Annotated in this window: 3 protein-coding genes; 1 reads left to right on the top strand and 2 read right to left on the bottom strand. The window is 59.1% G+C overall.

Annotated features, from left to right (window positions below):
- Together EN884_RS35370 and EN884_RS35365 are read right to left on the bottom strand one after the other, a co-directional pair.
- Nucleotides 1-532, bottom strand: a 532-nt coding sequence (locus tag EN884_RS35370) for an ABC transporter substrate-binding protein (protein ID WP_164895401.1), incomplete at its 3' end; no start/stop codon positions are given.
- Between the two features lie 33 nt (nt 533-565).
- Nucleotides 566-775 carry a hypothetical protein gene (locus EN884_RS35365; RefSeq protein WP_013532063.1) on the bottom strand — a complete coding sequence of 70 codons (210 nt, stop codon included), beginning with the start codon at nt 773-775 and terminating at the stop codon, nt 566-568.
- Nucleotides 776-1,138: 363 nt separating this feature from the next.
- Here EN884_RS35365 and EN884_RS35360 point away from each other — a divergent pair, with 363 nt between their 5' ends.
- A complete protein-coding gene (locus EN884_RS35360; RefSeq protein WP_024504374.1) occupies nt 1,139-1,519 on the top strand; it encodes a cytochrome c family protein in 381 nt (126 codons plus the stop codon).
- The last annotated feature ends 84 nt before the right edge of the window (nt 1,520-1,603 follow it).

The following is a 1,603-nucleotide window of genomic DNA, read 5'->3' as shown; positions in this document are numbered from 1 at the left end:
GTATCGCCTTTTCCGAAATCAGCGGCGGCGCGCCAAAGACGATGTCGCTGGTTGCCGACAGGTCGACGCCGAGATCGCGTCTGGTCAGCGCTTGTATCAGCAGCCAACTCTTGTCGAGCGGGCCGCCGGCGACGCCGATCTTCTTGTCCTTGAGATCGGCGACCGTCCGGATCGGTGAACCCTCCTTCACCATGATCGCGCCCACGGCGGTGGAATAGGGGAACAATGTGAGGTCGCCGCCTTCGGAGCGCTGGCGCGAGACCCACAGCCAGTCGGAAACGATCATGTCGATCGCGCCAGCCTGCATCGCGACGTTGGTTGCATCCTCGCCGGCGAAGTCGATGATCTCCAGATCGATCCCGTTCGCGGCATCGAACTTGTGCTGCCGTAGCGTATCGAGTTCCCAACTCACGGTTCCAAACTTCAGCACACCGAGGCGAATCCTGGCTGCCGCAACGGCTGGCCTGGTAGCAAGAACAGCGGCTGTCCCGAGAACCGCCAGACGCAACGTCATGCGCCGTGAAACCATCATGACACCTCCTCCCCAGGGTTCCGCGCTGCCAAATCAGATGGCTCGTTCCTTGCTCGGAAATGCGCATTTCCAGCGCATGACCTTGAGGGTCGGGTGTTCTTGAGACCATTTCGCGATTTCGCTGGGGGCAAGGAACATGCATTGGAACAGGGTGCCGCGGCTCTCGAAATAGAGATGTTCGTCTCGGCAATTGCTCGGATTGGCGCTGAGGCAAACCGTCAATATGAGATCGACCATGTCCATTCAGCACCTCTTGCGCGTTCCCAAACGCCCATCTCGGCGAGTCCAGCCCAACCAGGAGCCAGGACAAAACCGCCACTTGCCGGATTTCTCAAGGTGCCAATGGAGAAACCGGAATGAGGTCAAGCTACGCGCTCGCCCAATAGCCGTCAACAAAGACGAATGGACAGGATCCTTGAGCACCCAGGCCTCTAAACCTTTGTACGATTGACTTTCACAACATGCCGATTAGCTTCCAGGTGACGTGGCGCGGCTCCACGGGAGAAGCGGAATTTCCACGCCACCGCGTAAGGCGCATGCCGACGGATCAAAGGATCGGCATGCACAAATCGTCCAGGGCACCCAGACGATCAATGAGGAAATACCATGCGCGCAATCGCATTTTTCGCAGTCATGTCCGTTGTGCCCTTCATCGCGAGCCAATCCCAGGCACAGGACGCGGCGGCGGGTGAGAAGGTCTTCGCCAAATGCAAGGTCTGCCATGTCGCCGACCAGGACAAGAACAAGGTCGGCCCGTCGTTGAACGGCGTCATCGGCCGAACAGCCGGCACGCACCCGGGGTTCAGCTATTCTCAGGCGATGGTCGCGGCAGGCAAGTCCGGCGTCAAATGGGATGAACCCACGCTGAAGACTTACCTTCACGATCCCAAGGCCATGGTCAAAGGAACAAAGATGGCGTTTGTCGGCCTCAAACAGGACGAAGACATCGCCAATGTCATCGCCTATCTGAAGCAATTCTCGAAATAGCGCGCCGCCGGCCGTTCGAACTTGCGTTCGGCCGGCGTTCGCCTCGATCACGCATCGGCTTGCAGCCCCTGCATTGCCGAAGGC

It is taken from the genome of Mesorhizobium sp. M7A.F.Ca.AU.001.01.1.1 (assembly GCF_004022735.1).
GTDB lineage: Bacteria > Pseudomonadota > Alphaproteobacteria > Rhizobiales > Rhizobiaceae > Mesorhizobium > Mesorhizobium ciceri.
Note: the sequence above shows the minus strand (reverse complement) of the source record. Positions and strands in the feature narration are given on the sequence as shown.

What these genes read in the sequence shown, in the direction of transcription:
- EN884_RS35365 (WP_013532063.1), bottom strand. Translation starts at nt 775, where the DNA reads ATGGACATGGTCGATCTCATATTGACGGTTTGCCTCAGCGCCAATCCG.
- EN884_RS35360 (WP_024504374.1), top strand. Translation starts at nt 1,139, where the DNA reads ATGCGCGCAATCGCATTTTTCGCAGTCATGTCCGTTGTGCCCTTCATC.